The organism is Bacillus sp. SW14 (assembly GCF_047608225.1).
Taxonomy (GTDB): domain Bacteria; phylum Bacillota; class Bacilli; order Bacillales; family Bacillaceae; genus Bacillus; species Bacillus subtilis_G.
In genome coordinates this window covers 2,483,731-2,510,049 of sequence record NZ_JBLKRW010000001.1, presented here as the reverse complement: position 1 = coordinate 2,510,049, position 26,319 = coordinate 2,483,731, and the positions used below count along the sequence as shown (strand labels likewise).

Genomic DNA, 26,319 nt, shown 5'->3' with positions numbered 1-26,319 from the left:
ATTGAGTATGAGAGCAAACCGTGTCGGCGAGCAAATGAAAAAAGAACTCGGTGATATTATCAGCCGCAAGCTGAAAGATCCGAGAATAGGTTTTCTGACAGTAACGGATGTACGTGTATCAGGTGATTTGCAAATTGCAAAGGTGTATATCTCGGTTCTCGGCGACGAGAAAAAACGGGAGGAAGCGCTGAAAGGGCTGGCAAAGGCGAAAGGATTTATCCGATCTGAAATCGGCAGCCGCATCAGACTTCGAAAAACGCCTGAAATTGAATTTGAGTTCGATGAATCAATCGATTACGGAAATCGAATCGAAACGCTGATTCACGAATTACATTCAGAGAAACCATCTGAATAAAAAATGGAGAGGATAGGCGTATATCGTCTGTCCTCTTTTCTTCGTTTTAAAGAGAAAAAACCAAAAGAAGGAGTGAAAGACAAATGGTTAACGGAGTTCTCCTTTTACATAAACCGGTTGGCATGACATCGCACGACTGTGTCATGAAGATCCGAAAACTGTTAAAAACAAAAAAAGTAGGACATACGGGAACACTCGATCCAGAAGTGTCAGGTGTACTTCCGATTTGTGTGGGAAGGGCGACAAAAATAGTCGAATACTTGACTGAAAAGTCTAAAACATATGATGCGGAAATAACACTTGGCTTTTCAACGACAACAGAGGATCAGACTGGCGAAAGGGTTGAAACTAAGCCTGTCAATCAAGCCATTGATCAAGCAGATGCAGTAAAAGTTTTAAATAGCTTAAAGGGTAAACAAGAACAAATTCCTCCCATGTATTCCGCTGTCAAAGTAAACGGCAAAAAATTATACGAGTACGCAAGAGCAGGGATTGAGGTAGAACGTCCAAAACGTATGATTACTATTGAAGACATTGCCCTGACGACAGAGATTAAACATAATGGAGAAACGGCAAGCTTTCGGTTTACAGTGACATGCTCCAAAGGGACCTATGTAAGGACGCTGGCGGTTATGATCGGAGAAAAACTCGGATATCCGGCTCATATGTCTCATTTAATCCGTACGGCATCCGGAGACTTCTCTCTCGACGAATGCTTTACCTTTGATGAACTGGAAACACAGGCCCAGTCAGGGACCGTGGGAGAGCATACAGTTCCTATTGAAGGCGCGCTCAATCATTTGCCGAAATGGATCATAAGTGATACATTAGCTAAGAAAGTAGAAAATGGGGCTTTGCTTGAGACGCCCGAGCAGTTTTCTGAGATGACAAGCGAAGACCGCATTGCTGTCTTTACGGAATCTGGAAGTTGTTTGGCGATCTATTTTCCCCATCCTACAAAAGAAGGGCTGTTAAAGCCGGCAAAAGTATTGCTGCAAAAAAGCGAACAATAGAAAAAAGGTGACCGTTCTGTGAAGACGATACATATTACACATCCTCATCATTTAATCAAAGAGGAGCAGGCAAAGTCTGTGATGGCGTTAGGGTATTTTGACGGCGTTCATCTAGGGCATCAAAAGGTAATCGGCACAGCGAAGCAGATAGCTGAAGAAAAGGGCCTGGCGTTAGCTGTGATGACCTTTCATCCTCATCCTTCCCACGTATTGAGGAGGAATCAGGAGCCAAAGGATCTGATTACGCCTCTGGAAGATAAAATAAACCAAATTGAACAATTAGGCACAGAGATTCTGTATGTCGTTAAATTTAATGAAGCATTTGCTTCTCTTTCTCCTAAGCAGTTTGCAGACCAGTATATTGTCGGTCTTAATGTACAGCACGCTGTTGCGGGCTTTGACTTTACGTACGGCAAATACGGTAAGGGAACAATGGAGACCATGCCGCATGATTTAGATGGAGAAGCTGAGTGCACAATGGTAGAAAAATTAACGGAACAAGATAAAAAAATCAGTTCCTCGTATATCCGTACCGCGCTTCAAAACGGAGACGTTGAGTTGGCGAATGTCTTGCTTGGACAGCCTTATTTTATAAAAGGAATTGTCATTCACGGTGATAAAAGAGGGCGGACCATCGGGTTTCCGACAGCAAATGTCGGTTTAAATAACAGCTATATCGTTCCGCCGACGGGTGTATATGCCGTAAAAGCGGAAGTGAACGGCGAAGTCTACAACGGCGTTTGCAATATCGGCTATAAGCCGACATTTTATGAAAAACGCCCGGAGCAGCCTTCAATCGAAGTCCATCTGTTTGATTTTGATCAAGAGGTATACGGAGCCGCTATAAAAATTGAGTGGTATAAACGGATTCGGAGCGAGCGGAAATTCAATGGCATCAAAGAATTAACAGAGCAAATTGAGAAAGACAAGCAGGAAGCCATCCGTTATTTCAGCAATTTGCGGAAATAACATGCAATGTACACAAATTTCATTTTAAAATATTTGCATATAGGCGCGATTTTTAGTATGATAGTTTGCGTAGTCTTAAAACCATTGCTTGGCAATCCGAAGTCACCGACGGTTGCTAGGTAACTGGGGCTAAATATGATTTGGAGGTGAAACAGGATGGCAATTACTCAAGAGCGTAAAAACCAACTCATCAGTGAGTTCAAAACACACGAATCTGATACTGGATCTCCAGAAGTTCAGATCGCTATCCTAACTGACTCAATTAACAATTTGAACGAGCATTTACGTACTCATAAGAAAGACCACCATTCACGTCGCGGTCTTCTTAAAATGGTAGGTAAGCGTCGTAATCTTCTTACGTATCTACGTAATAAAGACGTAACTCGTTATCGTGAGTTAATTAACAAACTAGGCTTACGTCGATAATCGTAAAAAGCGGGAGGATTCCCGCTTTTTTATCGTATTAAAGCGAAATTTCTTATAACAAATCATTGAAATCCTTTTACATACTACTTTGACATTGATATGTTCAATTCATTTCGTTCATAATAGGAGTAATTGATTATTTCACACAACGAAGAGAGGAGTTCGTAATCGTATGGGACAAGAAAAACATGTCTTTACCATAGATTGGGCCGGAAGAACGCTTACCGTTGAAACCGGCCAGCTTGCCAAACAGGCAAACGGTGCTGTTATGATCCGTTACGGTGATACAGCAGTGCTTAGTACAGCAACCGCTTCAAAAGAACCAAAACCGCTTGATTTCTTCCCGCTTACTGTAAATTATGAGGAAAGATTATATGCGGTAGGGAAAATTCCGGGCGGATTTATTAAAAGAGAAGGGCGTCCAAGTGAAAAAGCGGTTCTTGCCAGCCGTTTAATCGACCGTCCGATCCGTCCTTTGTTTGCTGATGGATTCCGTAATGAAGTTCAAGTCATCAGCATTGTCATGAGTGTTGACCAAAACTGCTCTTCTGAAATGGCTGCTATGTTCGGTTCATCTCTGGCTCTTTCTGTATCGGATATTCCGTTTGAAGGACCGATTGCAGGGGTTACTGTCGGACGCATTAATGATGAATTTATCATTAACCCGACTGTCGATCAGCTTGAGAAAAGCGACATCAATCTTGTCGTTGCCGGCACGAAAGATGCCATTAACATGGTAGAAGCGGGAGCGGATGAAGTTCCTGAGGAAACCATGCTTGAAGCCATTATGTTCGGCCATGAAGAAATTAAACGCCTGATTGCATTCCAAGAAGAAATTGTAGCAGCAGTCGGCAAAGAAAAATCAGAAATTGCGCTCTATGAAATTGATGAAGAGCTTAGTGAAAAAGTAAAAGCTTTAGCAGAAGAAGATTTGCTGAAAGCCATCCAGGTTCATGAAAAGCATGCCCGCGAAGATGCCATTAATGAAGTGAAAAAAGCAGTTGTGGCGAAATTCGAGGATGAAGAGCATGATGAAGACACAATCAAGAAAGTGAAGCAGACTTTGTCCAAGCTGGTGAAAAATGAAGTGCGCCGGTTGATTACTGAAGAGAAAGTAAGACCGGACGGCCGCGGTGTCGATCAAATCCGCCCGCTTTCTTCTGAGGTCGGCCTCTTGTCAAGAACTCACGGATCAGGGCTGTTTACAAGGGGACAAACACAGGCTCTCAGCGTATGTACGCTAGGTGCTCTTGGAGATGTGCAAATCCTTGACGGCTTAGGTGTCGAAGAGTCGAAACGGTTTATGCATCACTACAACTTCCCGCAATTCAGCGTTGGGGAAACAGGGCCAATGCGCGGACCGGGACGCCGTGAAATCGGACATGGAGCACTGGGTGAGCGTGCGCTTGAGCCAGTTATTCCGTCTGAAAAAGACTTCCCTTACACTGTCCGTCTTGTATCAGAAGTGCTTGAATCAAACGGTTCTACGTCTCAAGCAAGTATTTGCGCAAGCACACTTGCAATGATGGATGCCGGTGTACCAATTAAAGCCCCTGTTGCGGGTATTGCGATGGGTCTTGTCAAATCAGGCGAACATTACACTGTTCTGACTGACATTCAAGGCATGGAAGACGCACTTGGAGATATGGACTTTAAAGTAGCCGGAACTGAAAAAGGCGTCACGGCGCTGCAAATGGACATTAAAATCGAAGGACTTTCCAGAGAGATTCTTGAAGAAGCGCTTCAGCAGGCGAAAAAAGGAAGAATGGAAATTCTCAACAGCATGCTTGCGACATTAAGCGAATCAAGAAAAGAGCTTTCTCAATATGCACCTAAGATTTTAACAATGGCCATTAATCCTGATAAGATCCGCGATGTCATCGGGCCAAGCGGAAAACAAATCAATAAAATCATCGAAGAAACCGGTGTTAAAATTGATATTGAACAGGACGGCACCATCTTTATTTCTTCAACAGTTGAAAGCAGCAACCAAGAAGCGAAAAAAATCATTGAAGACCTTGTCAGAGAGGTTGAAGTCGGCCAGCTTTACCTAGGTAAAGTGAAACGAATTGAAAAATTCGGAGCTTTCGTTGAAATTTTCAGCGGAAAAGACGGTTTGGTGCACATTTCAGAGCTTGCGCTTGAACGCGTAGGAAAAGTTGAAGATGTTGTGAAAATCGGGGACGAGATTCTTGTCAAGGTCACTGAAATTGATAAACAAGGACGAGTCAATTTGTCCCGTAAAGCGGTGCTCCGTGAAGAGAAAGAAAAAGAAGAACAACAATCTTAAATGAAAACATAAAAGGAGCCTGGGAGACCCGGCTTCTTTATTTTGAAGCTTTTAAAATGCAGGCAGGTTCTACCTTGTCCCTATCCTTCATAATGTGAGGTGAGGGGGGACAGAACATGTACAAAAAATTTGTGCCGTTTGTCGTTTTTCTATTTCTTTTTTTTGTCTCATTTGAGATGATGAAAAATCCGCACACACTTGATTATATAGGGGCAATGAAAAAAGATACGGTGACTGTCACGGCGTCCAAAGACCCGCTATATGAAGAGTTGCTTCAAAAAGCGCCGGAATATGAAGTTAGGCCCCAGGATGCCAGAGTAGATAAGGTCTGGAAAAGCATTCCCGGTTACAATGGGTTGATGGTCAATATTGAAAAATCATATAAAAAAATGAAAAAGCACGGCGAGTTTCGGGAAAACGATTTGGTGTACAGGCAAGTAAAACCAAACATTCATCTTGAGTCTCTTCAGCCTGAGCCTATTTATAAAGGAAATCCTGACAAACCGATGGTGGCTTTTTTAGTCAATGTGGCATGGGGAAATGAATATTTAGAAAAAATGCTCCCTGTTCTGCAAAAGCATCAGGTCAAGGCTACGTTCTTTTTAGAAGGCAATTGGGTGAGGAAAAATGAACAGCTTGCTAAAAAGATTGCGGAAGAAGGACATGAAATCGGAAATCATTCATACAATCATCCGGATATGAGCAAACTGACTACAGGAAGAATTTCCGAGCAGCTCGACAAGACAAATGAGCAAATAGAAAAAACGCTCGGTGTTAAGCCGAAGTGGTTTGCTCCGCCGAGCGGAAGTTTTAGAAAAGCGGTCGTCGACATTGCAGCTGAGAAACAGATGGGAACAGTCATGTGGACAGTTGATACGATCGATTGGCAAAAACCGGCTCCGTCTGTACTTCAAACGAGAGTGTTAAGCAAGATACATAATGGTGCCATGATTTTAATGCATCCGACTGACCCTACGGCTGAAAGTCTTGAAGCGCTGATTACAAAGATAAAAGATAAAGGATACGCGCTTGGAACAGTCACTGAACTAATGGATGAAACAAGACTGTTGAAGTAACAGATGCAGGCAGCTTGTCTTTGAATAGGAGGAACAAATTTGATTAAACGATATACGTGTCAAAATGGTGTAAGAGTTGTGCTGGAAAATAACCCGACAGTCCGTTCTGTTGCGATCGGCGTGTGGATCGGCACCGGTTCGCGGCACGAAAAGCCGGAGATAAACGGGATTTCTCACTTTTTAGAGCACATGTTCTTTAAAGGGACGAGCACAAGATCTGCACGCGAGATAGCAGAATCTTTTGATCGTATTGGCGGTCAGGTCAATGCGTTTACCTCAAAGGAATATACCTGCTACTATGCAAAGGTGCTTGACGAGCATGCAAATTACGCACTGGACGTATTAGCAGATATGTTTTTTCATTCAACGTTTGATGAAAACGAGCTGAAAAAAGAAAAAAATGTAGTATATGAAGAGATTAAAATGTACGAAGATGCGCCGGACGACATTGTGCATGATTTACTGAGCAAAGCCACTTACGGCAATCATTCTTTAGGCTATCCTATTCTTGGTACGGAAGAAACGCTTGCTTCCTTCAACGGCGACTCTCTCAGACAATACATGCATGATTATTATACACCGGACCGAGTAGTTATTTCGGTAGCGGGCAATATATCAGACAGTTTTATCAAAGATGTAGAAAAATGGTTCGGGTCATACGAGGCGAAAGGCAAAGCGACAGGCCTCGCGAAGCCCGAGTTCTACACGGAAAAACTGACGAGAAAAAAAGAAACAGAGCAGGCTCATTTATGCCTTGGCTTTAAAGGCCTTGAGGTTGGCCATGAACGCATTTATGATTTAATCGTCCTGAATAATGTGCTCGGAGGCAGCATGAGTAGCCGCCTGTTCCAGGATGTCCGTGAAGATAAAGGGCTCGCTTATTCTGTTTACAGCTATCACAGCTCTTATGAGGACAGCGGTATGCTTACCATTTACGGCGGGACCGGTGCAAATCAGCTTCAGCAGCTGTCAGAAACAATTCAAGAAACCCTTGCTACATTAAAACGCGAAGGTATTACCTCTAAAGAGTTGGAAAACAGCAAAGAGCAAATGAAGGGAAGCTTGATGCTGAGCTTAGAAAGCACAAACAGCAAAATGAGCCGAAATGGAAAAAATGAACTGCTGCTCGGCAAACATAAAACTTTAGATGAGATCATCAAGGAATTAAACGCTGTAAACTTAGAGCGAGTCAACGGCCTTGCCAGACAACTGTTTACTGAAGATTATGCACTGGCACTCATCAGCCCATCCGGCAATATGCCATATTAAAAGGAAAAGCCTGCCCCATAACGGAGCAGGCATTTTTTAATTCCTTTAATCATACATAGTACAAGGGGGTGACAGACATGCGGCTCAGTGAATTATCAGGAAAGGAAATTGTAGACATCAAAAGAGCTGAACGGCTGGGAGTACTCGGCCAGACCGATTTAGAAATCAATGAACAGGATGGACAGATTACGGCACTCCTCATTCCGACAGTTAAGTGGTTTGGTTTGAGAAAACACGGTCAAGACATTCGTGTCCCCTGGCATCATATTCAAAAAATCGGATCAGATATGATCATATTAGACGTGCCTGAGGAAATGTCTCCTCGGCAAGAGTAAGAAAAAAGCACAAAAGAATATAGTGCGGGCTCCAAAGTAAACTTATGAAACATCGGCTTCGGCAGCCGGTGTTTTTTTCTATGAAAAAAGCGCTTTTTAATTCACCGGTATTTCCTTTTGATCATAAGATGAAGGGGAGCTTAACAACTAGAGATCTAGTATATACAAAGAAGGTGAACGTTTAAAATGTTAACCGGATTGAAAATTGCAGTTATCGGCGGTGACGCAAGACAGCTCGAAATAATAAGAAAGCTCACTGAACAGCAGGCTGACATCTATCTTGTCGGTTTTGACCAATTGGATCACGGTTTTACCGGAGCAGTAAAATGCAACATTGATGAAATTCCTTTTCAGCAAATAGACAGTGTTATTCTCCCAGTGTCTGCAACAACAGGAGAAGGTGTCGTATCGACTGTATTTTCGAATGAAGAGGTTGTGTTAAAACAGGAGCATCTCGACAAAACACCTGCACACTGTGTCATTTTCTCAGGAATTTCTAACGCCTATTTAGAAAACATTGCAGCTCAAGCAAACAGAAACCTTGTTAAGCTGTTTGAGCGGGATGACATTGCGATATACAATTCTATTCCGACAGTAGAAGGAACCATTATGCTGGCTATTCAGCACACGGATTATACGATACACGGATCTCAGGTGGCCGTTCTCGGTCTGGGGCGCACCGGGATGACGATTGCCCGCACATTTGCCGCGCTTGGAGCGAATGTAAAAGTGGGGGCAAGAAGTTCAGCGCATCTGGCACGTATTACTGAAATGGGACTCGTTCCTTTTCATACCGATGAGCTGAAAGAGTATGTAAAAGATATAGATATTTGTATTAATACAATACCGAGCATGATTTTAAATCAAAAGGTACTTTCTAGCATGACACCAAAAACCTTAATATTGGATCTGGCCTCACGTCCCGGGGGAACGGATTTCAAATATGCCGAAAAACAGGGGATTAAAGCACTTCTTGCCCCTGGTCTACCAGGAATTGTCGCTCCTAAAACAGCTGGGCAAATCCTCGCAAACGTCTTGAGCAAGCTATTGGCTGAAATACAAGCTGAGGAGGGGAAGTAAGCATGTCGTCATTAAAAGGAAAAAGAATCGGGTTTGGACTGACTGGATCGCACTGCACATATGAAGCGGTTTTCCCGCAAATTGAGGCCCTGGTCAACGGCGGGGCAGAAGTCCGTCCGGTTGTCACTTTTAACGTAAAATCTACAAATACCCGATTTGGAGAAGGAGCGGAATGGGTTAAAAAAATTGAAGACCTGACCGGATATGAGGCCATTGATTCGATTGTGAAGGCAGAGCCCCTTGGGCCGAAGCTGCCCCTTGACTGCATGGTCATTGCGCCCTTAACCGGAAACTCAATGAGCAAGCTTGCAAATGCTATGACAGACAGTCCGGTGCTGATGGCGGCAAAAGCGACAATCCGAAACAATAGGCCAGTCGTTCTTGGTATCTCGACAAATGATGCTCTCGGTTTAAACGGAACAAATTTAATGAGGCTCATGTCAACAAAAAATATCTTTTTTATTCCATTCGGGCAAGACGATCCATTTAAAAAACCGAATTCAATGGTAGCCAAAATGGATCTGCTTCCGCAAACCATTGAAAAGGCGGTTATGCATCAGCAGCTTCAGCCGGTTCTGGTTGAGAATTATCAGGGAAATGACTAAATTTACAGAAAATCTTTCCCAAACTAAAAAATTCGGTCATCACCCGCATATTCTATGGTAAAATAAAACGTAAAATCATAGTCAAATCAATTCAATGATGCTGATTGGCGGAAGGAGTTTTACAGATGGGAAGAGGTTTACACGTAGCAGTTGTCGGAGCGACAGGGGCTGTAGGACAACAAATGCTGAAAACACTTGAAGACAGAAACTTTGAAATGGACACACTTACATTGCTATCTTCCAAACGCTCTGCGGGGACAAAAGTCACGTTTAAAGGCCAAGAGCTGACTGTTCAGGAAGCTTCTCCCGAGAGCTTTGAAGGGGTAAATATTGCTTTGTTCAGCGCCGGCGGAAGCGTATCACAGGCATTGGCACCAGAAGCTGTAAAACGCGGCGCTATTGCTATAGATAATACGAGTGCGTTCCGTATGGACGAAAATACACCGCTTGTTGTGCCTGAAGTGAATGAGGCAGACTTGCATGAACACAACGGCATTATTGCCAATCCAAACTGCTCTACAATCCAAATGGTTGCGGCTCTTGAACCGATCCGCAAAGCATACGGCTTAAACAAAGTCATCGTATCAACTTACCAGGCGGTTTCAGGAGCGGGAAATGAAGCTGTAAAAGAGCTTTACAGCCAAACACAGGCGATTTTAAATCAAGAAGAAATTGAGCCCGCGATCATGCCTGTAAAAGGCGACAAAAAACACTATCAAATCGCCTTCAACGCGATTCCGCAAATTGATAAATTCCAAGATAACGGCTATACGTTTGAGGAAATGAAAATGATAAATGAAACGAAAAAAATCATGCACATGCCGGACCTTCAAGTAGCGGCTACATGTGTGAGACTGCCAATTCAAACTGGGCACTCAGAGTCCGTCTACATTGAGGTTGACCGTGATGACGCTACAGTTGAGGATATTAAAAAACTATTAAAAGAAGCTCCGGGCGTGACACTTCAGGATGACCCAAACCAGCAGCTTTATCCGATGCCTGCTGATGCCGTCGGTAAAAACGATGTGTTTGTTGGCCGCATCCGCAAAGATTTGGACAGAGCAAACGGTTTTCATTTATGGGTTGTTTCTGATAACCTGTTAAAAGGCGCGGCATGGAACTCTGTTCAGATTGCAGAAAGCCTGAAAAAACTAAACCTCGTATAAAAGAGAGAATTTCCTAAAGACGAATAGAAGAGAGTAAGGTGCTATCAGCCTGCTCTCTTCTGTTACGTCCGAATAATTTGGAGTGAAAACAGTGAAGATAATTGTTCAAAAGTTCGGCGGAACATCTGTAAAAGATGATAAAGGCCGTAAACTGGCTTTAGAGCATATTAAAGAAGCAATCAGTGAGGGATATAAGGTTGTCGTTGTCGTTTCAGCGATGGGCCGGAAAGGAGACCCGTACGCAACGGATTCTTTGCTGGGGCTGCTTTATGGCGATCAGTCAGCGATTTCCCCGAGAGAGCAGGATTTGCTTTTATCTTGCGGAGAGACCATTTCTTCTGTCGTCTTTACAAGCATGCTGTTTGATAACGGTGTGAAAGCAGCTGCCCTGACAGGGGCTCAGGCTGGCTTTTTAACGAATGATCAGCATACCAATGCGAAAATCCTTGAAATGAGACCGGAGCGTTTATTCAGTGTTCTAGCAAATCATGACGCTGTAGTCGTCGCAGGGTTCCAGGGTGCCACTGAAAAGGGTGATACAACAACGATCGGCAGAGGGGGCAGCGATACGTCCGCAGCCGCACTTGGCGCAGCGATTGACGCGGAATACATCGATATTTTCACCGATGTAGAAGGTGTGATGACTGCTGACCCGAGAGTGGTGGAAAATGCGAAACCGCTTCCTATCGTGACGTATACTGAAATTTGCAACCTGGCGTATCAAGGGGCAAAGGTCATTCATCCGCGGGCTGTAGAGATTGCGATGCAGGCAAAGGTTCCCATCCGCGTCCGTTCGACTTATTCGAAAGATAAAGGCACATTGGTGACATCGCATCACTCTTCCAAAGTCGGAAGCGATGTTTTCGAAAGGCTGATTACGGGAATTGCCCATGTCAAAGATGTCACGCAGTTTAAAGTGCCTGCGAAAATCGGCCAGTATAACGTACAGACTGAAGTGTTTAAGGCGATGGCGAATGCGGGAATCAGTGTTGATTTCTTCAACATTACCCCTAGTGAAATCGTATATACGGTGGCCGGTAATAAAACAGAAACAGCTCAGCGTATTTTAATGGATATGGGCTATGATCCGATGGTAACGAGAAATTGCGCGAAGGTATCGGCGGTCGGAGCGGGCATTATGGGTGTTCCCGGGGTCACGTCCAAAATTGTTTCGGCTCTTTCCGATAAAGAAATTCCGATCCTTCAGTCGGCTGACAGCCATACGACGATATGGGTGCTTGTCCATGAAGCGGATTTGGTTCCTGCTGTAAACGCTTTGCATGAAGTGTTTGAACTTTCCAAGTAAATGTGATTGAATCATGATGAGGTGAATAAAATGAATTTCGGAAATGTGTCTACAGCGATGATTACACCCTTTGACAATAAAGGGAACGTAGACTTTCAAAAACTGTCTACACTGATTGATTACTTGTTGAAAAACGGAACGGATTCTTTAGTAGTGGCGGGAACAACTGGAGAGTCGCCAACCCTTTCAACTGAAGAAAAAATTGCGCTGTTTGAATATACGGTAAAAGAAGTGAACGGTCGGGTGCCGGTTATCGCGGGTACTGGCAGCAACAATACGAAAGATTCCATAAAGCTGACAAAAAAAGCTGAGGAAGCGGGCGTAGACGCGGTCATGCTCGTTACGCCGTATTACAATAAACCTTCTCAAGAAGGAATGTACCAGCATTTTAAAGCAATTGCGGCAGAAACGTCTCTTCCGGTCATGCTGTATAATGTGCCGGGCCGCACAGTAGCTTCTCTCGCTCCTGAAACGACGATTCGTTTGGCGGCAGACATCCCGAATGTGGTTGCGATTAAAGAAGCGAGCGGAGACCTCGAAGCGATTACGAAAATTGTTGCGGAAACGCCCGAAGACTTCTCTGTCTATTCAGGGGATGACGCTCTGACCCTTCCTATTCTCTCAGTCGGAGGAAGAGGAGTTGTGTCAGTGGCGAGCCATATTGCAGGCTCTGATATGCAGCAAATGATCAAAAATTATACGAATGGGCAAACAGCTAATGCGGCACTGATTCATCAGAAACTGCTGCCGATTATGAAGGAACTGTTTAAAGCGCCTAACCCGGCTCCTGTCAAAACAGCGCTTCAGCTGAAAGGCCTTGATGTCGGATCGGTGCGACTTCCTCTTATCCCGCTTAGCGAAGATGAACGACTGAGCTTAAGCAGCACGATCAGCGAACTGTAAGAAAAAAATTCATACAGTGAAACAAACGCGGTCATTCTCACATTCAGCTGAGTTTGACCGTTTCTTATACATATTGGTTTTGCTTAAACCTTCTGCTTTATCTTGTTTTCTAAATTTACTTTCAGTTATAATAGGAACAAGTGATGATGGACGGGTATGAGACTAGGAGGATATAGATTTTGAAAAAGAAAAATACAGAAAACGTTAGAATTATCGCCCTTGGCGGTGTCGGAGAAATTGGGAAGAATCTTTATGTCATCGAAATTGACTCAGACATATTTGTCGTTGATGCCGGCCTTATGCATCCAGAAAACGAAATGCTCGGTATTGATGTAGTGATTCCTGACATATCATATTTGATTGAACGGGCTGACCGCGTCAAGGCAATCTTTTTAACACATGGGCATGATGAAAATATCGGCGGCGTTTTTTACTTGTTAAACAAGTTGTCTGTTCCAGTGTACGGAACAAAGCTGACGCTTGCACTATTAAGAGAAAAATTAAAACAATACGGACATAACCGAAAAACTGATTTAAGAGAAATTCACTCCAAATCTGTCATTACATTTGAATCAACAAAAGTATCGTTCTTTAGAACGATTCACAGCATCCCTGATTCTGTAGGTGTGAGTTTTAAAACATCACTTGGATCTATAGTATGCACGGGAGACTTCAAATTTGACCAAACACCCGCACTTAATCAAATGTGCGACATTGGCGAGATCGCCAAGATCGGCAATAGCGGCGTGCTTGCCCTGCTTTCAGACAGTACAAATGCGGAACGTCCGGGTTATACGCCTTCGGAAGCAGCTGTCAGCGGAGAAATTTCGGACGCGCTGTATAATTCAGAGAACCGGGTGATTATTGCTGTTTTCGCATCCAATATTAACCGGATTCAGCAAGTCATTCATGCAGCTTCTCAAAATGGAAGAAAGATTGCCGTTGCCGGAAAAAATCTACAATCTGTCCTGCAGCTGGCAAGAAAGCTCGGATATATCGAAGCTGATGATGAACTGTTTATTTCTGTGCAGGATGTCAAGAAGTATCCAAAGCGCGAAGTAGCCATTGTTACAGCCGGCAGTCAAGGTGAACCGTTAGCTGCCCTGACAAGAATGGCAAACAAAGCTCACAAACAGCTGAACATTGAAGAAGGGGATACAGTTGTCATTGCGTCCACCCCAATCCCTGGACAGGAACTTATTTATTCTAAAACAGTAGATATTCTCGCGAGAGCCGGCGCGCAAGTCACCTTTGCCCAAAAGCGTGTCCATGTATCTGGCCACGGTTCACAGGAAGAGTTAAAGCTGATGATCAATCTGCTTAAACCAAAATATTTAATTCCTGTAAACGGCGAATACAGAATGCAAAAAGCTCATTCAAAAATCGCTGAAGAAATCGGCATGAAGCGCAGTGACATCTTCTTAATTGAAAAAGGAGACGTCGTTGAATTTCGCGGCCAAAACGTAAAAGTTGGGGATAAAGTTCCGTATGGCAATATTTTAATTGATGGTTTAGGCGTCGGCGATATCGGCAATATCGTGCTGCGAGACCGCCGCTTACTTTCACAGGACGGAATTTTAATCGTTGTCATTACACTTGATAAACAAAAGAAACATCTTGTATCAGGACCAGAAATTATCACTCGCGGTTTTGTTTATGTAAGAGAGTCTGAAGGCCTTATCGTAGAGGCTACTGAGCTTGTCCGTTCCATCGTGACAGAAGCGACTGAAACATCAAATGTTGAATGGTCAACGCTGAAGCAGGCTATGCGGGATGCTTTGAACCAATTCCTATATGAAAAAACGAAACGTAAACCGATGATCATTCCAATTATTATGGAAGTGTGATGACTGACTAAGGCCGGAGCTGCTCCGGTCTTTATTTTTTGCCTTTTAAGCCGGGGATTGAATTGCGTAACTTTGTTCATAATACAAAGAGAAACTCGGAAAGGGTGAAAGCGAGATGGATCATCGTATGGAAAACACAGAAGAAGAGCGTCCTGAAAAAAATGATGCGAAAGACAGCATTATGAATAAAATACAGCAGCTTGGTGAAACGGCGCTCCCGCAGCTGCCCCAGGATACAAATATTCATTGTCTGACCATTATCGGCCAAATAGAAGGCCATGTTCAGCTTCCTCCGCAAAACAAAACAACAAAATATGAGCATGTTATCCCGCAGATTGTCGCAATTGAACAGAATCCCAAAATTGAAGGTCTGCTGATTATATTAAATACGGTCGGAGGAGATGTTGAAGCGGGTCTCGCAATAGCGGAAATGCTCGCATCTTTATCAAAACCGACCGTTTCCATTGTGCTTGGCGGAGGACATTCTATCGGCGTTCCGATTGCGGTATCCTGTGATTACAGTTATATCGCTGAAACAGCAACAATGACCATTCATCCGGTTCGGCTGACCGGATTGGTAATCGGCGTGCCGCAAACGTTTGAATACCTGGATAAAATGCAAGAAAGAGTTGTTAAATTTGTAACTAGCCATTCCAATGTAACCGAAGAGAAGTTTAAAGAACTGATGTTTTCAAAAGGAAATTTAACACGCGACATCGGAACAAATGTAGTGGGTAAGGATGCAGTTGAATACGGACTGATCGATCACGCAGGCGGTGTTGGACAGGCGATCAATAAACTGAATGAGCTCATTGAGGAAGCAAGGGAAGAAGAAGGACGGATGATTCAATGATTCTGTATACCGTGATGCCGCAGGAAATTGTGTTTGCAGAACAGAACCAAGAGACAAGCGTTCATGAGCAGATTGAGTATAAAGGTGTACCGCTTCTTGTCGAGATGAAAGGCAATGAAGCGGAAGTCATTCAAATCATGAGCACAAATCCAATGCATTTTCTGCACCCGGACATTTCTCCGGGACAAAAGCTGAAATTAAACGTATAAGATTCCAACCCTTTTTTAAGTGCAAAATATGCTATAATAGGGGAATCCTACAGAAAAAACGCAGCCTGTAAACGGCTGCTTTCTTCATTATGTATGAACTTACATTTTTTAACGCAGTAAGGTGATGAGTGTGGCAAAGAAAAAACGAAAATCAAGAAAAAAACAGGCGAAACAGCTCAATATAAAATACGAACTTAACGGATTGCTGTGTATAGCCATTTCAATTATCGCGATTCTGCAGCTGGGGGTAGTCGGGCAAACCTTTATCTATTTGTTCCGCTTTTTTGCTGGAGAGTGGTTTATTTTATGCTTGTTAGGTCTTTTGGTGTTAGGAGTCTCGCTGTTTTGGAAGAAGAAAACGCCGAGCCTATTAACGAGACGAAAAGCCGGACTGTACTGTATTATCGCAAGCATATTGCTGCTTTCTCACGTGCAGCTGTTTAAAAATTTGACGCATAATGGGTCGATTGAGTCCGCAAGCGTGGTGCGCAATACATGGGAATTGTTTTTGATGGACATGAATGGAAGCTCCGCTTCACCTGATTTAGGCGGAGGGATGATCGGAGCTTTGCTGTTTGCTGCTTCACACTTTTTATTTGCGTCAACCGGTTCTCAGATTATGGCGATTGTCATGATTTTGATCGGAATGATTTTAGTCACAGGGCGCTCTCTTCAAGAAACGCTGAAAAAGTGGATGAGCCCGATTGGCCGCTTTATAAAAGAACAATGGTTTGCATTTATTGATGATATGAAATCCGTCAAAACAAATATGAAGTCTTCGAAAAAAACGAAAGCGCGGAGCAAAAAACAAAAGCCGGCCCGCAAAAAACAGCAATTGGAACAAGAGCCTTCTGATGAAGAGGGGGATGCGGAAACGGTATCGCCTCTTATACATTCAGAGCCGATTATCTCAAGCTTTTCAGATCGGAATGAAAATGAAGAGTCTCCAGCCATAGAAAAGCGTGCTGAACCTGTATCAGAGCCGCTTCAGGAGATCCAGACTGAGACAGGTGATCAGGAAACTGTTTCTGCTCCCCCTATGACCTTTACGGAGCTTGAAAACAAGGATTACGAGATGCCGTCACTGGATTTACTGGCCGATCCGAAGCATACCGGCCAGCAGGCAGATAAAAAGAATATTTATGAAAATGCGAGAAAGCTCGAACACACCTTCCAAAGCTTTGGCGTAAAGGCGAAAGTCACACAGGTTCATCTCGGCCCGGCCGTAACAAAATATGAAGTGTATCCTGATGTCGGAGTGAAGGTTAGCAAAATTGTCAATTTAAGCGATGATTTAGCGCTAGCACTTGCTGCGAAGGATATCAGGATAGAGGCGCCAATACCAGGAAAATCAGCAATCGGAATTGAGGTTCCGAATGCAGAAGTGGCGATGGTATCGCTGAAGGAAGTGCTGGAGTCTAAATTAAACGACAGACCGGATGCGAAACTGCTAATTGGACTTGGCCGCAATATTTCAGGTGAAGCTGTGCTGGCTGAGTTAAACAAGATGCCTCACCTTTTAGTCGCAGGCGCAACCGGAAGCGGGAAGAGCGTTTGTGTCAACGGCATTATTACAAGTATATTGATGCGCGCGAAACCGCATGAAGTGAAAATGATGATGATCGATCCTAAAATGGTAGAGCTGAATGTCTACAACGGGATTCCGCATTTGCTTGCTCCAGTTGTAACCGATCCGAAAAAAGCGTCACAGGCTTTGAAAAAGGTTGTCAATGAAATGGAGAGGCGGTACGAATTATTTTCTCATACGGGTACAAGAAATATTGAAGGATACAATGATTATATAAAACGCTCTAATAATGAAGAGGAAGCGAAACAGCCGGAGTTGCCCTATATCGTTGTCATTGTGGACGAGCTTGCCGATCTCATGATGGTCGCTTCATCTGATGTGGAAGATTCGATTACGAGATTGTCCCAAATGGCGCGGGCTGCCGGCATCCACCTCATCATTGCGACACAGAGGCCGTCGGTTGACGTTATCACAGGGGTGATCAAAGCGAATATTCCGTCACGAATCGCGTTCAGCGTTTCTTCACAGACGGATTCAAGGACGATTCTTGACATGGGTGGCGCTGAGAAGCTGCTCGGCCGCGGCGATATGCTGTTTTTGCCTGTCGGGGCTAATAAACCTGTCCGCGTGCAGGGAGCGTTTTTGTCTGATGACGAAGTGGAGAAGATCGTCGACCATGTGATTACGCAGCAGAAAGCGCAATATCAGGAAGAAATGATTCCTGAGGAGACTACGGAAACGCATTCCGAGGTTACTGATGAACTTTATGATGAAGCTGTTGAATTAATCGTCGGCATGCAGACGGCATCTGTTTCAATGCTGCAAAGAAGATTCAGAATCGGTTATACGAGGGCGGCGCGCCTCATTGACGCAATGGAGGAACGAGGCGTTGTCGGGCCATATGAAGGCAGCAAACCGAGAGAAGTTTTATTATCCAAAGAGAAATATGATGAGCTCTCTTCTTAATGAAGGGAGTTCAGCTTTCTTTAGTAATCGATAATAACATTATGTAAACTGCAACCTTTCTATTTATTTTTTCGACAAAACATGATATAGTTGTCCCAATTGTTCAATAATTTTTATCGAAAGTGGTTTACGGAGGGAAAACATGTCTACAAAAGCTGATAATCGGCACTTGTATTTAAAAGTAATTGAACGAATTAAAGAGGATATTAAAAATGGAATCTACACTGAGAAGGAAAAGCTGCCATCTGAATTTGAGCTTTCCAAAAAGCTTGGTGTCAGCAGAGCGACGCTAAGAGAAGCCTTGCGGATCCTTGAAGAAGAGCATGTGATTATCAGAAGGCATGGTGTAGGCACTTTTGTCCATTCTAAGCCGTTATTTCTTTCGGGCATTGAACAGCTGAACAGTGTAACCAAGATGATTGAACAGGCAAATATGACGCCTGGCACGATTTTTCTATCATCACAAGTGCTTATGCCGTTTGAGGATGATATGATGAGATTTCACTTGGAAGAGGGGCAGGAACTTTTTTACCTCGAACGAGTCAGGACAGCTAACGGACAGCCGATTGTGTATTGTATAGACAAAATTCCGATGGATATTTTGCCGAATTCTTTTTCTCACCAGCAAGAATCTATGTTTGATTTACTTGAGAAAAATTCAGGCTCCGTGATCAGCTATGCCGTGACTGATATTGAGCCGATCGGCTATCATGATACCATTTCTCCGGTGCTTGAATGCGATCCGGAAACAGCTCTTTTGCTGTTAAAACAAACCCATTACGATCAGCACGATAAACCGGTGCTTTACTCTTTAAATTACTTTAGAGCGGATAAATTCAGATTTCATGTTTTGCGTAAACGATTCTAAAACGGACGCCTGTGATGTGTCTGTTTTTTTATTTGCACTGATTCATGTTTCTTTGTACATACTTTCTCGCCGGTTAACGCAAGATATAAGGGATGACAAGAAAGTGAATGGGTGAAAATGTTGAGAAAGAAAGATGGAATGAAACATATTATTGCATTGTCTTCCGTACCGCTTGTGATGACACTTGGAAATTCCATGCTGATTCCCGTTCTGCCGATGATGGAAAAAAAGCTGTCGGTGACTTCATTTCAAGTGTCTTTAATCATTACTGTATATTCGGTGGTGGCAATTATTTGCATACCGATTGCTGGGTATCTGTCAGATCGATTCGGGAGGAAAAAAATATTGCTTCCATGTCTCCTGATTGCAGGATTGGGAGGGGCGGTGGCTGCTTTTGCTTCAACCTATATGAAAAATCCCTACGCTATGATTTTGGCGGGGAGGGTTCTTCAAGGCATCGGTTCAGCAGGTGCAGCTCCTATCGTCATGCCGTTTATCGGCGATTTGTTTGAAGGAGACGATGAAAAGGTCAGCGCCGGTCTTGGCGATATTGAAACCGCCAATACATCAGGGAAGGTACTGAGTCCCATACTTGGCGCCTTACTGGCTACATGGTACTGGTTTGTACCATTTTGGTTTATTCCGTTTTTCTGTTTGATCAGCTTTTTGCTCGTGTTGTTTCTGGTGGCCAAACCTGAAGAAGATGAGGATGCGCCTGCGGTTTCTGAGTTTATTAAGAATGTGCGGAAAATCTTTAAGCAGGACGGACGTTGGCTTTATACGGTCTTTATTATCGGGTGTGTCATTATGTTTCTGTTATTCGGCGTACTATTTTATTTATCAGATACGCTGGAGAAGAAGTATGCCATTGACGGAGTGGCTAAAGGCGGATTACTGGCAATCCCACTTTTATTTTTGTCAACCAGTTCCTATATAGCTGGAAAAAAGATTGGCAAAGATAAAGGCCGAATGAAGTTTTGTGTTGTTACAGGAATGATTATGTTAAGCCTGTCGTATATAGCTTTGTGGTGGAATCACAGTTTTTATTTTTTATTTGTCTTTTTAAGTTTTGGCGGGATTGGAATTGGAATGGCTCTTCCTGCTTTAGATGCACTGATAACCGAAGGGATTGAAAGTGAGGAATGCGGAACCATTTCCTCCTTTTACAATAGCATGCGCTTTATAGGAGTAGCTCTCGGCCCCCCTGTGTTTGCGGCATTAATGTCTAATGCAGACTGGCTGATTTTCATTCTATCGGCGTTTTGCAGCATCGTTGCTTTATTCTTAGTCATCTTCACTGTGGATACTAAAAAAAGTGAGGAGGAAGAAAAAAACTTGGGGACGGTCTAGCCAACCGTCTTTTTTCCGCTGTGAAAATAGCGAATATTGACACTCTTCTCTCGGATCATTATGCTGTAATTTATAATCGGAAGAGCCCCACTGTCGTTCTGACAGGGCTTCTCTTTGAGCACATTTATCGTTCTGCCGCTGTTTGTGCCTGTCATGGTGCGGCTATTCGGCGGCGGCCTTTCAAATCAAAAAGGATGAATCGATACAGCCCCCGTCTTGTCTGGCGGAGGTTATTATTTCCTTATAAATCCTACAGTTGCTATAATTACATGAAAGAGTGATTCTGCGTATGCTGAAAATGGGTCATAATACATACTAATAAGAAATGAACGAAGGAGGATCCATATGTCATATGTAAATGAAATCAAAACAAAGCATGGCGGTTTAACCGCGCACATTGTAGAAACAGAAAAATTCAAAACCGTCTCGCTTATCTTTAAAATGCTTGCGCCGCTGACAAAGGAGCAAGTCACCAAAAGAGCGCTGCTCCCGCATGTGCTCCTTCGCGGAACAAAAAGCCATCCGAAAACCGCAGAATTACGTTCTTATTTAGATGAACTGTACGGCACGTCCGTTTCAGCTGATCTTTCGAAAAAAGGAGAGCGGCACGTCATTACGTTCAGGCTTGAAATCCCGAATGAAAAATATTTAAAAAATCAAACGCCGCTTCTTGAAAAAGGACTGCAGCTTCTCGCAGAAATCGTCTTTTCACCTGCTCTGGAGGAGGGCGCTTTTCAATCACAATACGTGGCTCAGGAAAAACGTACGCTCAAGCAGAGAATTCAAGCGGTCTATGATGATAAAATGCGCTACTCGAATTTAAGGCTGATACAGGAAATGTGCAAAAATGAGCCTTACGCGCTTCATGTCAATGGGGAAATGGAAGATGTCGATGCCATTACAGCAGATCAATTATATAAAACATACCAAAGCGCTATCCAAAAAGACCAGCTTGATCTTTATGTCGTTGGCGATGTGGACAGTAACCAAGTGCAAGCGTCAATTGACAAGTATTTTCAAACAGAAGAGCGCACCCTTGGCATGATTAAAAACAATCACTCTGAGCAAAACGCACAGCCTAAAGAAGTAATTGATGATGAAGATGTCAAACAAGGGAAGTTGAATATTGGCTACCGCACCAGTATCACTTATACGGATCAGGATTATCCTGCCTTGCAAGTGTTTAACGGGCTGTTTGGCGGATTCTCTCACTCCAAGCTTTTCATCAATGTTCGGGAAAAAGCCAGTCTTGCATATTACGCCGCTTCGCGTATAGAAAGTTTTAAAGGCTTGTTAATGGTGATGTCGGGCATTGAAGTGAAAAATTATGAACAGGCAGTTTCTATTATTACTGAGCAATTTCAGGCAATGAAAAACGGCGAATACAGTGAGCAGGATATCGCTCAGACAAAGGCTGTCATTCGAAATCAAGTGCTGGAAACCATTGATACTGCGTACGGTCTATCTGAATTTTTATATCAGCAGGCTGCTGCCCAAGTCGATATTCCAATCGAAGACTTTCTCACCAATATTGATCAGGTCACAAAAGAGGATATCATGAAAGCCGGCGAAAAGATTCAGCTTGATACGACTTATTTCTTAAAAGGGACGGAGGGTGCATCTTGATCAAACCAATCAAATATGAACAGCTGCAGGAGACGCTGTACCATGAAAAAATGCCAAACGGCCTTGACGTTTACGTTTTGCCGAAAAAAGGCTTCAACAAGACGTATGCGGTTTTCACTACAAAGTATGGTTCTATAGATAACCGATTCGTCCCTTTAGGTAAAAATGAAATGGTTCACGTGCCGGACGGCATCGCTCATTTTCTTGAGCACAAGCTGTTTGAAAAAGCGGATGGAGACGTTTTTCAAGATTTCAGCAAACAGGGCGCTTCTGCTAATGCGTTTACGTCATTTACAAGAACGGCTTATCTTTTCTCAAGCACATCGAATGTTGAACGCAATTTAGAGACACTGATTGATTTTGTGCAGGATCCGTATTTTACTGAAAAAACGGTTGAAAAGGAAAAAGGGATTATCGGGCAGGAGATTAACATGTATGACGACAATCCTGATTGGAGGCTTTACTTCGGGGTCATTGAAAACATGTACAAAGAACATCCTGTCAGAATTGACATAGCCGGAACAGTGGAAAGCATCTCACATATTACAAAAGACAATCTTTATGAATGCTATGAAACGTTTTATCACCCTAGCAACATGCTCCTCTTTATTGTCGGTCCTGTAGATCCTGAAGCGATCATTTCTCAGGTAAGAGAAAATCAGGAGAGAAAGCCGTATACAGACCAGCCGGAGATCAAACGTGAAGAAGTAAAAGAGCAAGAAGCGGTTTTCCGGAAAGAAAAAGAGATTAAAATGAATGTGCAGGGACCGAAATGCCTTGTCGGGCTAAAATCAAAGAACCCGTTTAAATTAGGTAAAGAGCTGTTAAAGCATGAACTTTCAATGAACTTATTGCTTGAATCTCTTTTCGGCAAAAGCTCTGCCCAGTACGAATCACTTTATGAAAAAGGGTATATTGACGAAACGTTCAGCTTTGATTTTACTGCTGAATATGGGTTTGGTTTTGCGGCGATCGGCGGTGATACGCCGGAACCCGATCAATTGGCTGAAGACATTTCAAGCATGCTTCTGCGCGCCGGTGAATTGATTACTGCTGAAAAGATTGAACTTGCCAGAAAGAAAAAGATCGGTACATTTCTAAAAGCGCTGAATTCACCTGAATACATCGCCAATCAATTTACCCGTTATGCTTTCTTGGATATGAGCCTGTTTGACGTCGTATCGGTTCTCGAGCAAATTACCCTCGAAGATGTCCGGCAAGTCATACAAGAGGAAATTGCTGCAGACAGGTTGACTGTCTGTAAGGTTGTTCCCAAATCATAACAAAACATCCCTCCTGTGTGAGGGGTGTTTTTCTGCGGAAAGAAGGAAAGAGGATGAAAAAAACAGCATTGATCACCGGAGCAAGCGGCGGCATCGGTAAAAGCATAAGCGAAACGCTTGCGGCAGAGGGATACAATCTGCTGCTGCATTACAATACAAATCAAAACGCAGCATCGGAGCTTGCTGAAAAACTAAGAGAGGCGTTTGGCGTTCATGCTGAGATTTTGCAAGCCGATCTGTCCGTACCGGAAGGGGCAGATAAGCTGACAAGATCAATTGTTCAGCCGGTTGATGCCATTATTTTAAATAGCGGCAGAAGCCATTTTGGGTTGATTACGGATGTAGATAATGCAACGGTCCAGGAAATGGTTCAGCTCCATGTGGCAAGTCCGTATATGTTGACGAGAAACCTTCTTTCAGGCATGATCCGGAATAGAACAGGAGCGATTGTGGCTGTCAGTTCTATTTGGGGAGAGACTGGAGCATCTTGTGAAGTGCTGTACAGTATGGCAAAGGGAGCTCAACACTCGTTTGTAAAAGGACTGGCTAAGGAGCTGGCGCCAAGCGGAATCAGAGTAAACGCTGTAGCGCCGGGCGCGGTTGATACAAATATGATGAATCAATTTACCCCGTCTGAAAAAGAAGAGATCGCTGATGAGATCCCGATCGGGCGACTGGCCCGGCCGCAAGAAATTGCGGATGCAACAGTTTTTCTCCTGTCTGAAAAAGCGTCATATATCACCGGCCAAATTCTGTCAGTGAATGGCGGCTGGCACTGCTGATCCGAAAATATTCGGTGTATAGTTTCTTTTGCGAAGGACACAATAATCTTGTAACTTCACATGAAATGGAGGAAACGAGCATGTCAGTATTAGAAAACTGGGATAACTGGAAAAACTTCCTTGGCGACCGTTTGAACTATGCGCAAGATAAAGGCATGAGCCAGGATACCATTACAGAACTTGCGACAGAAATCGGTGGTTACTTGGCTAATGAAGTGGAATCTAAAAACGAGCAGGAAAAAGTGCTGGCAGATCTTTGGAGCGTAGCATCAAAAGATGAACAGCACGCTATTGCCAATATGATGGTTAAGCTTGTTGAAAATAACAGCACTCACTAGGAAGAGAGGAGATTTTTCCTCTCTTTTTTATGTTTTCCTCATCACAGCAACATTCTTCTTTCTAATTAGAGAAAAATGCTTTATGATAAAGGAAGGTAAAATTTTGCCACAATGAAGGGGGTATATCATTTGGCAAAGCTCGAATGGTATTTTGAATATGAAATTCAAGTGAACCGCCCCGGACTGCTCGGGGATATTTCATCTCTTCTTGGGATGCTTTCTATTAACATCGTAACGATAAACGGCGTCGATCTTTCCAGAAGGGGAATGCTCCTCAGGTGCCGCCATATAGATCAAATTAAACGGTTAGAATCAATCTTAAAAACGATGGAAACAATTAAAGTAACGAAGCTGAGAGAACCAAGGCTTCGCGACCGTCTTGCCGTACGTCACGGCCGTTACATTCAAAGGGATGCCGATGACAAGAAAACGTTCCGCTTTGAACGAGACGAGCTAGGCTTATTAGTCGATTTTATGGCCGAACTGTTCAAAAAAGAAGGCCATAAATTAATCGGAATCCGAGGGATGCCGCGTGTCGGAAAAACGGAATCAATCGTGGCCTCCAGCGTGTGCGCAAGCAAAAGGTGGCTGTTTGTGTCATCAACCTTGCTGAAGCAGACAATAAGAAGCCAGCTGATTGCCGATGAATACAGCACTGAAAATGTTTTTATCGTTGATGGAATTGTATCAACACGAAGAGGGTCAGAACGCCATCTCCAGCTGGTCAGAGAAATCATGAGGCTGCCTGCAACAAAAGTGGTGGAGCATCCTGACATATTCGTTCAAAACACAGAGTATACACTAGATGACTTTGATTATATTATTGAACTGAGAAATGGCCCCGATGAGGTTATTACATATGAACATGCTGAGGAACCCCAACTGTTTGATCAATCCGGGTTTTCAAGCTTTGATTTTTAAAATTGGAAGGTGTTTGTTGTGACTGAACTAGGAATCCGGCTGAAAGAGGCCAGAGAGGAAAAAGCAATGTCATTGGATGATCTCCAAGCGGCAACAAAGATTCAAAAAAGGTATTTAACCGCCTTGGAGGAAGGAAACTATGACATTATTCCGGGGAAGTTTTATGTTCGGGCATTCATCAAGCAATATGCCGAGGCCGTCGGGCTTGATGCCGATCAGCTGTTTGAGGAGCATAAAAAAGATATCCCGAATACGTATCATGACGATGTGTCTGAAAAGATCTCGGGCATGAAGCTTCAAAAGGAGATGCCCAAGTCGGCATCCAAGGCGCTGGAACTGCTGCCAACGATACTTGTGATTCTAGGTGTAATTGTTGTGATTGCGATTGTGTACGCGATCATACAATTTACGAATCATAAAAGCAGCGATGATAATCATTCAGCTTCCGAAAAATCAATTACGCAAAGTGAAAGCAAGTACGAAATCCCTAAAGATTCAACGCTAAAAGAGAATCAAAATAACAGCTCTGAAAAAGAGGCTGACACTAAAAAAGAAACAAAAGAAAATGAAGATAAAAAAGAAGAAAGTGACAGTGAAAAACTGGAGATTAAAGCAACTGGCACTGAAGGATCGTTAACAACTTACGAAGTGTCCGGCGCTGATAAAATCGAGCTTGAACTGAAGGCATCAGACAGCTCTTGGATTCGAGTGCGCGATGAAAACAGCAGCTCTTTAAAAGAGGGAACGCTGAAAAAAGACGAAACCTATAAAAAAGACATAACCGATCAGAAACAAGTTGAAATCCGCACCGGATATGCACCTAATCTGAAAATAAAAATTAACGGTAAGGTTCTTTCCTATGAACTTGATCCGAAAGATGTGATGGCACAAACCATAAAGATTGTAAATAAAAAGGAAGAAAAGTCATCTTAATTACCAGGTGACTTTTCTTCAC

The 26,319-nt window shown here is 43.3% G+C and carries 25 protein-coding genes; all 25 read left to right on the top strand.

What is annotated here, in order from left to right; translation table 11 throughout:
- Nucleotide 1: 1 nt before the first annotated feature.
- Nucleotides 2-355 carry a 30S ribosome-binding factor RbfA gene (gene rbfA, locus ACMX2I_RS12900; RefSeq protein ID WP_009967251.1) on the top strand — a complete coding sequence of 118 codons (354 nt, stop codon included), beginning with the start codon at nucleotides 2-4 and terminating at the stop codon, nucleotides 353-355.
- Nucleotides 356-438: 83 nt separating this feature from the next.
- Entirely contained in the window at nucleotides 439-1,368 is a 930-nt protein-coding gene (gene truB, locus ACMX2I_RS12895; RefSeq protein ID WP_414957151.1) for a tRNA pseudouridine(55) synthase TruB, read from the top strand.
- A gap of 18 nt (nucleotides 1,369-1,386) precedes the next feature.
- Nucleotides 1,387-2,337, top strand: coding sequence for a bifunctional riboflavin kinase/FAD synthetase (gene ribF / locus ACMX2I_RS12890; protein WP_414957150.1), 951 nt, complete (start codon nucleotides 1,387-1,389; stop codon nucleotides 2,335-2,337).
- 156 nt (nucleotides 2,338-2,493) lie between these two features.
- Nucleotides 2,494-2,763, top strand: coding sequence for a 30S ribosomal protein S15 (rpsO, locus tag ACMX2I_RS12885; protein WP_003154182.1), 270 nt, complete (start codon nucleotides 2,494-2,496; stop codon nucleotides 2,761-2,763).
- Nucleotides 2,764-2,935: 172 nt separating this feature from the next.
- Entirely contained in the window at nucleotides 2,936-5,053 is a 2,118-nt protein-coding gene (gene pnp / locus ACMX2I_RS12880) for a polyribonucleotide nucleotidyltransferase (protein ID WP_087991637.1), read from the top strand.
- Between the two features lie 116 nt (nucleotides 5,054-5,169).
- Complete coding sequence (locus ACMX2I_RS12875) at nucleotides 5,170-6,129, top strand: polysaccharide deacetylase family protein (protein WP_414957149.1); 960 nt, start codon at nucleotides 5,170-5,172, stop codon at nucleotides 6,127-6,129.
- Nucleotides 6,130-6,168: 39 nt separating this feature from the next.
- Nucleotides 6,169-7,398 carry a M16 family metallopeptidase gene (locus ACMX2I_RS12870; RefSeq protein ID WP_087991639.1) on the top strand — a complete coding sequence of 410 codons (1,230 nt, stop codon included), beginning with the start codon at nucleotides 6,169-6,171 and terminating at the stop codon, nucleotides 7,396-7,398.
- Nucleotides 7,399-7,475: 77 nt separating this feature from the next.
- Complete coding sequence (locus tag ACMX2I_RS12865) at nucleotides 7,476-7,733, top strand: YlmC/YmxH family sporulation protein (RefSeq protein WP_003238478.1); 258 nt, start codon at nucleotides 7,476-7,478, stop codon at nucleotides 7,731-7,733.
- A 186-nt stretch (nucleotides 7,734-7,919) separates the two neighbouring features.
- Complete coding sequence (gene dpaA / locus ACMX2I_RS12860) at nucleotides 7,920-8,813, top strand: dipicolinic acid synthetase subunit A (protein WP_414957148.1); 894 nt, start codon at nucleotides 7,920-7,922, stop codon at nucleotides 8,811-8,813.
- A gap of 2 nt (nucleotides 8,814-8,815) precedes the next feature.
- Nucleotides 8,816-9,418 (top strand): dipicolinate synthase subunit B, encoded by a 603-nt coding sequence (dpaB, locus tag ACMX2I_RS12855; RefSeq protein ID WP_087991641.1) that lies wholly within the window; start codon nucleotides 8,816-8,818, stop codon nucleotides 9,416-9,418.
- A 125-nt stretch (nucleotides 9,419-9,543) separates the two neighbouring features.
- Nucleotides 9,544-10,584: an aspartate-semialdehyde dehydrogenase gene (gene asd / locus ACMX2I_RS12850; RefSeq protein WP_087991642.1), complete on the top strand. Its 1,041-nt coding sequence runs from the start codon at nucleotides 9,544-9,546 to the stop codon at nucleotides 10,582-10,584.
- A gap of 91 nt (nucleotides 10,585-10,675) precedes the next feature.
- On the top strand, nucleotides 10,676-11,890 hold the full coding sequence (gene dapG / locus ACMX2I_RS12845) for an aspartate kinase (protein WP_414957147.1): 1,215 nt from the start codon (nucleotides 10,676-10,678) through the stop codon (nucleotides 11,888-11,890).
- 30 nt (nucleotides 11,891-11,920) lie between these two features.
- Nucleotides 11,921-12,793: a 4-hydroxy-tetrahydrodipicolinate synthase gene (gene dapA, locus ACMX2I_RS12840; RefSeq protein ID WP_148961798.1), complete on the top strand. Its 873-nt coding sequence runs from the start codon at nucleotides 11,921-11,923 to the stop codon at nucleotides 12,791-12,793.
- A 179-nt stretch (nucleotides 12,794-12,972) separates the two neighbouring features.
- Nucleotides 12,973-14,640: a ribonuclease J2 gene (gene rnjB / locus ACMX2I_RS12835; protein ID WP_414957146.1), complete on the top strand. Its 1,668-nt coding sequence runs from the start codon at nucleotides 12,973-12,975 to the stop codon at nucleotides 14,638-14,640.
- Between the two features lie 115 nt (nucleotides 14,641-14,755).
- Nucleotides 14,756-15,493, top strand: coding sequence for a translocation-enhancing protein TepA (tepA, locus tag ACMX2I_RS12830; RefSeq protein WP_087991646.1), 738 nt, complete (start codon nucleotides 14,756-14,758; stop codon nucleotides 15,491-15,493).
- Nucleotides 15,490-15,702, top strand: coding sequence for a TepA modulator TepJ (gene tepJ, locus ACMX2I_RS12825; RefSeq protein WP_087991647.1), 213 nt, complete (start codon nucleotides 15,490-15,492; stop codon nucleotides 15,700-15,702). The genes tepA and tepJ overlap by 4 nt, the downstream gene beginning before the upstream one ends.
- A gap of 130 nt (nucleotides 15,703-15,832) precedes the next feature.
- Complete coding sequence (gene spoIIIE / locus ACMX2I_RS12820; RefSeq protein ID WP_414957145.1) at nucleotides 15,833-18,196, top strand: DNA translocase SpoIIIE; 2,364 nt, start codon at nucleotides 15,833-15,835, stop codon at nucleotides 18,194-18,196.
- Nucleotides 18,197-18,338: 142 nt separating this feature from the next.
- The gene (locus ACMX2I_RS12815) at nucleotides 18,339-19,064 is read left to right on the top strand and encodes a GntR family transcriptional regulator (protein ID WP_414957144.1); all 726 of its coding nucleotides are present in this window, start codon (nucleotides 18,339-18,341) and stop codon (nucleotides 19,062-19,064) included.
- 138 nt (nucleotides 19,065-19,202) lie between these two features.
- On the top strand, nucleotides 19,203-20,414 hold the full coding sequence (bcbE, locus tag ACMX2I_RS12810; protein WP_414957143.1) for a bacillibactin exporter BcbE: 1,212 nt from the start codon (nucleotides 19,203-19,205) through the stop codon (nucleotides 20,412-20,414).
- A 345-nt stretch (nucleotides 20,415-20,759) separates the two neighbouring features.
- Nucleotides 20,760-22,040, top strand: a complete 1,281-nt coding sequence (gene yfmF, locus ACMX2I_RS12805; protein ID WP_414957142.1) for an EF-P 5-aminopentanol modification-associated protein YfmF — start codon at nucleotides 20,760-20,762, stop codon at nucleotides 22,038-22,040.
- Nucleotides 22,037-23,323, top strand: a complete 1,287-nt coding sequence (yfmH, locus tag ACMX2I_RS12800) for an EF-P 5-aminopentanol modification-associated protein YfmH (protein WP_414957141.1) — start codon at nucleotides 22,037-22,039, stop codon at nucleotides 23,321-23,323. The genes yfmF and yfmH overlap by 4 nt, the downstream gene beginning before the upstream one ends.
- A gap of 53 nt (nucleotides 23,324-23,376) precedes the next feature.
- Complete coding sequence (gene ymfI / locus ACMX2I_RS12795; RefSeq protein WP_414957140.1) at nucleotides 23,377-24,105, top strand: elongation factor P 5-aminopentanone reductase; 729 nt, start codon at nucleotides 23,377-23,379, stop codon at nucleotides 24,103-24,105.
- Nucleotides 24,106-24,185: 80 nt separating this feature from the next.
- The gene (locus ACMX2I_RS12790; protein WP_087991653.1) at nucleotides 24,186-24,443 is read left to right on the top strand and encodes a DUF3243 domain-containing protein; all 258 of its coding nucleotides are present in this window, start codon (nucleotides 24,186-24,188) and stop codon (nucleotides 24,441-24,443) included.
- Between the two features lie 129 nt (nucleotides 24,444-24,572).
- The gene (locus tag ACMX2I_RS12785; RefSeq protein ID WP_087991654.1) at nucleotides 24,573-25,364 is read left to right on the top strand and encodes a DUF3388 domain-containing protein; all 792 of its coding nucleotides are present in this window, start codon (nucleotides 24,573-24,575) and stop codon (nucleotides 25,362-25,364) included.
- Between the two features lie 18 nt (nucleotides 25,365-25,382).
- A complete protein-coding gene (gene rodZ / locus ACMX2I_RS12780; protein ID WP_414957139.1) occupies nucleotides 25,383-26,297 on the top strand; it encodes a cell shape determination protein RodZ in 915 nt (304 codons plus the stop codon).
- Nucleotides 26,298-26,319 lie beyond the last annotated feature (22 nt).

What these genes read in the sequence shown, in the direction of transcription:
- truB (WP_414957151.1), top strand. Translation starts at nt 439, where the DNA reads ATGGTTAACGGAGTTCTCCTTTTACATAAACCGGTTGGCATGACATCG.
- rpsO (WP_003154182.1), top strand. Translation starts at nt 2,494, where the DNA reads ATGGCAATTACTCAAGAGCGTAAAAACCAACTCATCAGTGAGTTCAAA.
- pnp (WP_087991637.1), top strand. Translation starts at nt 2,936, where the DNA reads ATGGGACAAGAAAAACATGTCTTTACCATAGATTGGGCCGGAAGAACG.
- ACMX2I_RS12875 (WP_414957149.1), top strand. Translation starts at nt 5,170, where the DNA reads ATGTACAAAAAATTTGTGCCGTTTGTCGTTTTTCTATTTCTTTTTTTT.
- ACMX2I_RS12865 (WP_003238478.1), top strand. Translation starts at nt 7,476, where the DNA reads ATGCGGCTCAGTGAATTATCAGGAAAGGAAATTGTAGACATCAAAAGA.
- dpaA (WP_414957148.1), top strand. Translation starts at nt 7,920, where the DNA reads ATGTTAACCGGATTGAAAATTGCAGTTATCGGCGGTGACGCAAGACAG.
- dpaB (WP_087991641.1), top strand. Translation starts at nt 8,816, where the DNA reads ATGTCGTCATTAAAAGGAAAAAGAATCGGGTTTGGACTGACTGGATCG.
- asd (WP_087991642.1), top strand. Translation starts at nt 9,544, where the DNA reads ATGGGAAGAGGTTTACACGTAGCAGTTGTCGGAGCGACAGGGGCTGTA.
- dapA (WP_148961798.1), top strand. Translation starts at nt 11,921, where the DNA reads ATGAATTTCGGAAATGTGTCTACAGCGATGATTACACCCTTTGACAAT.
- tepA (WP_087991646.1), top strand. Translation starts at nt 14,756, where the DNA reads ATGGATCATCGTATGGAAAACACAGAAGAAGAGCGTCCTGAAAAAAAT.
- tepJ (WP_087991647.1), top strand. Translation starts at nt 15,490, where the DNA reads ATGATTCTGTATACCGTGATGCCGCAGGAAATTGTGTTTGCAGAACAG.
- ACMX2I_RS12815 (WP_414957144.1), top strand. Translation starts at nt 18,339, where the DNA reads ATGTCTACAAAAGCTGATAATCGGCACTTGTATTTAAAAGTAATTGAA.
- bcbE (WP_414957143.1), top strand. Translation starts at nt 19,203, where the DNA reads ATGAAACATATTATTGCATTGTCTTCCGTACCGCTTGTGATGACACTT.
- yfmF (WP_414957142.1), top strand. Translation starts at nt 20,760, where the DNA reads ATGTCATATGTAAATGAAATCAAAACAAAGCATGGCGGTTTAACCGCG.
- ymfI (WP_414957140.1), top strand. Translation starts at nt 23,377, where the DNA reads ATGAAAAAAACAGCATTGATCACCGGAGCAAGCGGCGGCATCGGTAAA.
- ACMX2I_RS12790 (WP_087991653.1), top strand. Translation starts at nt 24,186, where the DNA reads ATGTCAGTATTAGAAAACTGGGATAACTGGAAAAACTTCCTTGGCGAC.